General features: G+C 64.8%; 6 protein-coding genes. 1 reads left to right on the top strand and 5 read right to left on the bottom strand.

Going from position 1 to position 8182, the window contains the following annotated elements; genetic code table 11:
• Positions 1-508: 508 nt before the first annotated feature.
• From CK944_RS16440 to CK944_RS16425, 4 genes are all read right to left on the bottom strand, one after another.
• Positions 509-1750 carry a radical SAM protein gene (locus CK944_RS16440; RefSeq protein WP_103174159.1) on the bottom strand — a complete coding sequence of 414 codons (1242 nt, stop codon included), beginning with the start codon at positions 1748-1750 and terminating at the stop codon, positions 509-511.
• A 308-nt stretch (positions 1751-2058) separates the two neighbouring features.
• On the bottom strand, positions 2059-2235 hold the full coding sequence (locus tag CK944_RS23290; RefSeq protein WP_158248031.1) for a hypothetical protein: 177 nt from the start codon (positions 2233-2235) through the stop codon (positions 2059-2061).
• Between the two features lie 46 nt (positions 2236-2281).
• Entirely contained in the window at positions 2282-4414 is a 2133-nt protein-coding gene (locus tag CK944_RS16430; protein ID WP_103174157.1) for a peptidase domain-containing ABC transporter, read from the bottom strand.
• Complete coding sequence (locus CK944_RS16425) at positions 4411-5697, bottom strand: HlyD family secretion protein (protein WP_103174156.1); 1287 nt, start codon at positions 5695-5697, stop codon at positions 4411-4413. The genes CK944_RS16430 and CK944_RS16425 overlap by 4 nt, the downstream gene beginning before the upstream one ends.
• Before the next feature lie 209 nt (positions 5698-5906).
• On the opposite strand from CK944_RS16425, the gene CK944_RS16420 reads away from it, so the two are divergent.
• Positions 5907-6524: a response regulator transcription factor gene (locus tag CK944_RS16420; RefSeq protein WP_103174155.1), complete on the top strand. Its 618-nt coding sequence runs from the start codon at positions 5907-5909 to the stop codon at positions 6522-6524.
• On the opposite strand, the gene CK944_RS16415 is transcribed toward CK944_RS16420, so the two are convergent.
• Positions 6525-8180, bottom strand: coding sequence for a hybrid sensor histidine kinase/response regulator (locus CK944_RS16415; protein ID WP_103174154.1), 1656 nt, complete (start codon positions 8178-8180; stop codon positions 6525-6527).
• Between the last annotated feature and the right edge of the window lie 2 nt (positions 8181-8182).

Below are 8182 nucleotides of genomic sequence, written 5' to 3'. Positions count from 1 at the left end.
GCCGCTCCAAAGCCCTTGGCCGGACCGCCGGACGTGGCGCACATCCTGGCTGTCGCGGCCGATGTCGGCATGGTCATCGTGCCGCCTCATGAGGCGGCTCACTGAGAGTGGTGTCGCGGAGAGGGCAGGACCGGAGTGTCTAGGGTTCGGGTGGCGAGAAAGAGAGGCGGCTGGCATGGCGAAAACGTTGCTCGCCCAAGGGCAGTGGGATGGGCCACGGACTGCCCTCCGTCGCGGCCACAATCTTGGGTATTCGATGAGCCACCTTTGAAAATGTCCTGGCAATGCGTTTGACGGTTAGGCGCCAGGAGGAAAGCGGAGCTGCTCACATGCAGTTCGCGGGTGTCGGTCTGCTTCATGCCGCTTGGCCATTATGCGGCTTCGCAGGATGAACCCTGCAAGCGTTCCGTGTGTCAGAGGCCTTCTGCACGGGCGGGCTGCGACCGGATGCAACAGATCATCAGGCCGCGCGACGAGCCCGCAGCGTTCGGCAGAGCATAGGCGGCGGTCAGCCCGGTGTGCCGTTCGTCATTGCTGCCGGCGCGTGATCCATGAAATCCCGTGCCCATTGGGTGCGGGCCCCGGAAAGGCGCGTTGCGATCTCGGACGCGGGGATGCCATGATCCACGGCATATTGGGCGAGGGCCAGGTAAGCCTCGTCCAGGGCGTCGCAGAACACGCTTTCACGATCGAAGCCGCTAGCCCGGCCATAGCGATTGAAGATCTCGCCGCCGCCGCAGATCCGCTGCCAGTCGCAGTTCGCGCAACGGGCGGGGATGGTGTCGGCGCCGCGCACGATGTCCTGCCACAACGGAGAGGATACGAAGTCGCGCAGGCTGGTGTTTGCGACGGTCATGCCGGTTTCCTGGAACCGCAGATCCTGGCCCTTCAGGTTGTCGTCCGGCCCTAATTCTCCGTCGCTTGTCACGGTGATGATGTTGTGGCGATTGCCAAGGCGCATGTCGCGCCACGCCACCCCCTCGTCGGCGATCATGCCAGTCAACGGTTCGGACAGAATTCGCATGTGGATATCCGGTGTCGCCGGGTCTGTCCAATGCGCAACCAGGCGGCGCATGAAGCTGCGCCATTTGGCGGCGTCGATCGGCATCGTGGTGTCGTGGCCTTCCCGCGGAAGCAGGAAGTCCAGCGACGCGAATCCCAGTTCGCCGATCAGGTGGTCAAAGATCGTTTCTGGCTCCTGATCGGGGTCGATCACGCAAAGGCAACCGGGCGCGGCGATCCGCCCGTCCCGTGCAGCCTGCTGGGCGATGCGCAACCCCTTGACCACGCGCGCATGGCTGCCGTTGCCCTTCTTGTCGATGCGGGCCTTGTCGTTGATTGCGGCGGGGCCGTCGAGGCTGATCCCGACGCTGACACCGTGCTTCTGGAACAGGTCGATCCAGTCGTCGTCGATCAGCATGCCGTTGGTCTGAACACCCAGGTACAGGCGGGTATGGTCGGGCAGCCCCTGGCGCAGCCGCGAGCACATCGCGTCAAAGGCAGTCTTCTTCATCAGCAGCGGCTCTCCGCCGTGAAGGCCCAAGAAGATGTCGTCCAGTTCGAGCTCTCGTGCACCCCGGGCAAGAAAGCGCGCCAGTGCCTCGATGGTGTCGGGCTTCATCACGGCCGAATGACGAAGCCAGGTGTCGTCGCCGCCGAAGAAGAAATAGCAGTATGTACAGGCAAGATTGCAGCGTTCGGTGATTTTGGCGACGATGTCGATCGAGCGGTGCTGTCGAGGGCTGTTCATGGCGGTCCTCTGGAGGTTTAGCGGACTGCGCACCGCCCGAAGGCGATACGCGAGGGGCGCCCGAAGGCTGTCCGTCAAGCGGCAGGGCGGTTTTTAAAGCGCCTGCTGCATCGGTCGCGTTTGGGACACGTGATTGCCTCCGCTGCCTTGCGAGGCATGGTTCGTGTTCGAACTGTGGCCGCAGCCGCAGTTTCGACCGCCCGACACCCGTTCCAGATGTTCGTCAAGCAGCGGGGTCAGGGCTTGGGGTGCAGCCTTTGAACCGATCCGGTCCCGAAGCCGCGACAAGGTTGTTTTCCGGTCCATGATCACTCCAGCTTCTGGCAGGTGGTGTTGCTGTTATGCGACGGCCCGCAGCTTCTGGAATCGTGGGAACAGCCGGGTCCGGGGTTGGCGCCGCCCGACACGAGGTCGAGATGCTCCTCCAGCAGCGTGGTCAGTGTCGCCCCGTTGTCGTTCGGGGTGATCCGCCTGGTGAACGTCATGTCTTCTTCTCCTTGCTGTGGCCCGCCCTTTTGGGGGGCGGGAGGGTCATTCCGCAGCCGTGTCCATCGCCCATCCCTGGAGTTCGGCCAGGTTCACCACCCGGTCGGTGGCAGCCAGGGTAGAGGGACGGTGGGCAACAACGATGCGGGTCACGTCGAGCCGTCGAACGGCGGCGTTGATCGCCTGTTCGTTTTCCTCGTCGAGGTGGCTCGTGGCCTCGTCGAGGATCAGGATATCCGGCTTGCGGAACAGCGCCCGCGCCAGGAAAAGCCGTTGACGCTGGCCGCCGGACAGGGCGCTGCCCATATCGCCGACCATCGTTTCGTAGTTCATCGGCTGGGCCAGGATGTCGTCATGGATTGACGCCATGCGGGCTGCTGCGATCACCGCCTCCCGACAGGCCTCGGGGTCGAATGCAGCGATGTTGTCGTGGATCGACCCCGCGAACAGGCGGTCGTCCTGCAAGACGCAGCCGATCCGGTCGCGATAGGTCGCCCGGCCCAGCCGGTCCAGATCCGCGCCGTCCACCAGCACCTGACCCGAACTGGGCCGCGCCAGTCCCGCGAGGATGGCCAACAGGGTGGACTTGCCCGTGCCGGACGGCCCGGCGATGCCCACGCATTCGCCTGCCGCGATCCGCAGCGACAGGCCGGACAGCACGTCGGGGTCGTCAGGCGCATAGCGAAACGACACGTTCCGCAGTTCCAGCGCTGCGGGCCTCGCCGACGGGGCGTGTGCCGCCGGTGCGGATGCCAGCGGGGGTTCTTCGGTCTCGGCTAAGGCGATGTCCGCGATCCGCTCTCCGTGCAGGGACAGCATCATGAACATGATCCCGCTGTCGATCAGCGCATTCACCCGGGTGGCGAACTGATCCTTGTAGGCCAGAAAGGCCACCAGCATCCCGATGCTGAGATCCCCCGTCACGATGGCCCGCGCCCCGAAGAACAGCACCAGCAGCCGATCAAGGCCGAACACGCCGGTGCCTGCCGCGGCAAAGACCGCATCCAGCTTCTCGACGCGCAGTTCGGCGTTGACGCGATCGACCAGGTGATTGATCCAGATGCCGCGGCGGCGCGGTTCCAGGTTCAGCGCCTTGACACTGGAGATGCCGCGCACCGACTCCATAAAATGCGTCGTTTCCCGGGCACCGTGGAGGATCGATTCCTCGACCATGGTGCGGTAGGGGCGATAGATGGCCAAGCGCAGCGTGGCATAGACGGCCAGGCTTGCAAGGGCGATCCAGATCAGCCAGCCGCCGTAAAGCCACATCATCGCGACCAGCGTGACCGACATCACGCCGTCGATGATCGACTGGATGGCGCCGGTCGTCAGGGTCCGTTCCACCGCATCGATGGACCCGAAGCGCGACACCACGTCGCCGATATGGCGCTTGGTGAAGAACGACAACGGCAGGCGCATCATCTGGTCGAACAGGCTGACCTTCCATTGCAGGGTCAGGCCCGTCCCGACCATCATCGTGGCCCAGGCCCGGGCAAGGCCCGCCGCAACCTGAAGCGCCAGCAGCAATCCCAGTGCGAGGATCACCACCGTCAACAGGCTGACATCGGCGGTGACGACAACCTCATCCAGGATCAGCGCTACCCCGACGGGCAGGGCGATCACGGCAACCTCCAGCGCAAGCGAGATCGCCAAGATCTGCATGGCGGCTCGGCCGATGCCCGCTGTCCGCCAGATCATGTCGCGCACGGGAATGCGCAGGCGCTCGGTCCGCGGACGGAAACCTTTGCTGGGCCAGGCCTCCAAAGCGACGCCGGTGAATTTCTGAGACACCTCGGCCATGGGAATGGCGCGCCGCCCGATGGCAGGATCATGGATCACCACCCCGCGGCGATGCACGCGCGCCAAGACCACGAAATGGTTGTGTTCCCAATGCAGCACGGCGGGCAGCCGCAGCGCCTTAAGGTCCACGACCTCGATCCGCAAGGCCCGTGCGGCTAGGTTCAGCGAAGCACCAAGCGCAACGAGATCGCGCAGCGTCGCCCCCTTGATTGAGGACGGATTCCGCTGGCGCAGCGAAGCCAAGTCGATCACATGGCCCCAATGGCCCGCGATCATCGCCATGCATGCGGGTCCGCACTCGGCGGCCTCGGCCTGCAGGATGACCGGCGTGCGCGTCGCCATGCCTCCCGACAACCGCCGGAGAAGATCGGCGCTCATGTGCCGGTCCCTGACGCGGCGGCAAGCGTCCCGCGCATGCTAAAGACCGGCTCCAGAATCCACTGGTAAAGCGGCCTGCGGTCGACAAGCACGTGGGCCTCGACCTGCATTCCGGGCTGAAGCGGCTCGTCGCGGCCATAGGCGGACACGGCCTGCGCGTCGGGCTCAACCGTGACAAGGTAAAGCGGACCGGCGGCATCGGCCTTGCCCTGTGTGGTCTGGATATTGGAAAGATCCGACAGGTTCAGCGCGGCCCGAGAGATCACCGCCACCCGGCCCGGATGCTGTCCGAACTTCTGATAGGGAAACGCCTGATAGCGCAGCAGCACCGGGGAACCCGTGCGCAGGAACCCGATGGCATCGCTGGTGACAAGCAGCTTGGCGACCAGAGGCCGGTCCGACGGCATCACCGTCAGCAGCGGATCGGCGGGGGCGACCGTCTGGCCCGGCTGCGCAAGGATACCGGTAACGACGCCATCACGGGGTGCGCGCACCGTGATCTCGCGCAGCGCCTCGGTTTCCGACAGTTCGCGTTCGACGTCCAGAATGGCGCGGCGGATTTCGGACAGCCGTTCGCCAGCAGCCAGATCGAAGCCGTCGATCTCGTGGCCGAGCGAAGCGATTTGCGCGTCTAGTTGCAACCGCTCGCGCTTCAGCGCAGCCAGTCGCGCCCGCTCGGCGTTGCGCGACTGCAGCCGGGTTTCGACATCGCTGGCGCGGGCCAGTCCTCTGGAAAGCAGGTCCTGCTGCTGTTCGACGGTCCGGTCCAGTTGCGCCAGATAATCGTCGATGGCGGCAACCTCGGCGATCAGCGCCTCGGCCTCCCGACGGGCGGCAATGCGGTCGTCGGCCAGCCGGGCCTTCTCGAGGCGGTCGATCCGGGCCTGACGCTGCAGCTTGCCGGTCAACTCGTCATGCTGACGGCGCAAAAGCCTGGACACGCTGTCTTGGGTGTTGCCCAGTTGCGTCGTGCTGTCGACGCCGATCAGATACAGCACGTCGTCGCGCGACACCTCGTCGCCTTCCTGCACGCGCAGATCGACAATGCGGCCCGCTTGTGGCGCAGTCAGTCGGGACAGCCCGTCGGTGGGCAGCAGCTGGCCGGCGATCTGGACCCTGCGGCTGTAATCGCCCAAGACCAGCAGGGCGGCAAGGCCGACCGTGAACAGCACCGAAAAGGCGGCAAACGCGGACACCGGCACCGCGTTCAGCACCATCGGCCGTCCCAGCCAGGCCAGCCTGCGCGCTTCGACGGATTCAGGACGGAACAGCGGGCGTTCCATCAGTCAGCCCGCACAGTTTCGCGCTGTGTCCCTCTGGTCCCATGGCCGCATTCCAGCGTCCCCCCACGCCTGACTGTCTGCTTCCCATGAGAATGGGAGGCCGAACGCAGGGGGTCACTAGCAAGGATGCACTAGGCGGACGGGGTTGACGGCAGCTTTTCGCGCATCATCATCGGCCAAAGAGAACAAAAGGGCGACGGCGTGGCGGCATGAGCGAATACAGGATCATCATCGCCGACGACCATCCGCTGTTCCGCGAAGGCATTCGGCGGCTGGTGCAGAAGCGCTTTGGCCATGTCACCGCATGCGAGGCCGGGACGTGGAGCGAACTTCTGGAACAGGCGCGCTCCGGCCCCCCGCCATCGGCCTTCGTTTTGGATCTGATCTTTCCGGGGTTCCACCCCGAGCGGTCGATCAGCGAGTTGCGTACAGAGTTCAGGCTGGCGACGGTTATCGTCGTCTCGATGTTGACCGACGACAGGACGGTCGATCACGCCATGGCATCAGGGGCCGACGGTTTTATCGGCAAGGACGTTCCTCCCGAGGCCATCGGTGACGCCATCGAGGCGATCTGCAATGGCGAAACGGTTGTCACATTGCACGCCGAGCCGGGCCTGAACCGCGTGCCCGGACCATTGGACGCGCTGACTCCCAGACAGAGAGAGATCCTGAAGCTGATCCGGACAGGACGCTCGAACAAGGAAATCGCCCGCGAGCTTGACATCTCGCCCTTCACGGTCAGCATCCACGTGTCCGGCGTGCTCAAGGCGCTTGGCGTCAGTTCGCGCGCCGGAGCGGCCGCCCTAGCCGGAGAGGAAGGGCTTTGATCAGCCCGTCGTGGCAGGCCGGTCAGGTTTCGCGCCTGTGCGGGCGGCAAGCTGGGCCAGCCGCTGTGCCGCAACCGCCGCACGCAGTTCGGCCGGCCGCAAGGGCTTCGACAGCACCGGAGTATCATCCCCAAGCAGCGGATGGGGCGAGATGGCGTCGTGGCCAGTGATCAGGATCGCGGGAACATGTTCGGCCCGATCAGCGCGGACCTTAGCGATCACCTGACAGCCGTTGTCGCCCTCGCCCAAGTCGAAGTCCGCGATGATCAGGTCCGTCGGGCAATCATCCTGGGGCGATGTTCGTTCGGCCCTGACCTGGCATCCCCATTTTCGCAACAGCGCCGAGGTCGCGTGCAGAACCTCGGGATCGTCTTCAATCAGCAGCACCCTGAGGCCGTCCAGCGGCGTCGGGTGGCGCCGCGTGCGATCGGACGCAAGCAGTTCCCGCGGTGCCATTTGCAAGCCGTCGATGCTCAGGGTCGAGCCCAGGCCCTGCCGCGATCGCGCTGTGACGACAAGCTGCAGCAGCGCGGCCATCCGCCGGACGATGGAAAGGCCAAGGCCTACGCCGGACACATCGCACCCTTCGCGGGTGACGCGGTGGAATTCGTCGAAGATGCGTTCCAGATGATCGGCGGGGATGCCGGGACCGCGATCGTGAACCTCGATGGCGATCCTGCCGTTCCTACGCCGGCAGCCGATCAGCACCGGACCGCCGGGGGCATGTTTCACCGCGTTCGTGATGAGGTTCTGCACCATCGTGTTCAGCAGGGCGGGATCGCTGAAAACGTGCTGCCGGCAGGAGACCACCCGCAGGTCCACCTGCGCCCATCGCGCGGCCTGGCTGTTCTGCGCGGCAAGGTCGCTCAGCAGATCGTGCAGAGACACGACCTCCTGCCGGGGGATGACACGCCCGCTGTCCAAGGTGGACAGGTCCAGAAGGGACCGGAAAAGGCGCGAGATGCTGTCCAGAGACCGCTCGATCCGGCCGACCATCACCTGTTCGTCCGGCCCCAGGGGGGCGGCGCGCAGGCAATTGGTGAAAAGGCCAATGGCATGGATCGGCTGGCGCAGGTCATGGCTTGCCTGGGCCAGAACCTGCGATTTCGCGCGGTTCGCCGCCATTGCCTCCTCATGGGCCAGACGGGTGCGTTTCAGCAGGATGCTTGCATAGACGGGCACCATTAGAACGCTGATCGCCAGCATTGCCACCAGATAGGGGTTCGCGCGCCAGAAATCGGAAAAAGCCGCTGTCGTTGTGATGCCGGTAAGCGAGGCGACGGTTCCGGCGAACAGATAGCCCGTGCCATACCGCATGCCATAGCCGACGGTGATCCAGATCAGCGTGGCCGCGATAGGCAGCATCACCTCGTTCCCCAACAGCAGCACCAGCGTAATGCTGCCGTAATCCAGCAGCATGGCGATGACACGGCGCCCGTGGTGCACGCGACGCCATCGATTGATTGCTACAAGCAGTGCAACGGCGACGATGAAGAAGACACCGATATAGGGCAGCAGGACTAGGACGGTCTGGGACGTCAGCAAGCCTAGCCCGATCGTTGCAAGGATATAGACCGCCGCAGCGCCCGCAATGCAAAGCCGGACGATCGCCTGGGACTGCTCGGACTTCCAAATGCTCTCAACATCCTGATTCATCG

This window comes from Paracoccus sp. SY (genome assembly GCF_002901215.1).
Lineage (GTDB): Bacteria > Pseudomonadota > Alphaproteobacteria > Rhodobacterales > Rhodobacteraceae > Paracoccus > Paracoccus acridae.
The sequence above is the reverse complement of the archived record's forward strand: the minus strand, read 5'-3'. Positions and strand labels throughout refer to the sequence as shown.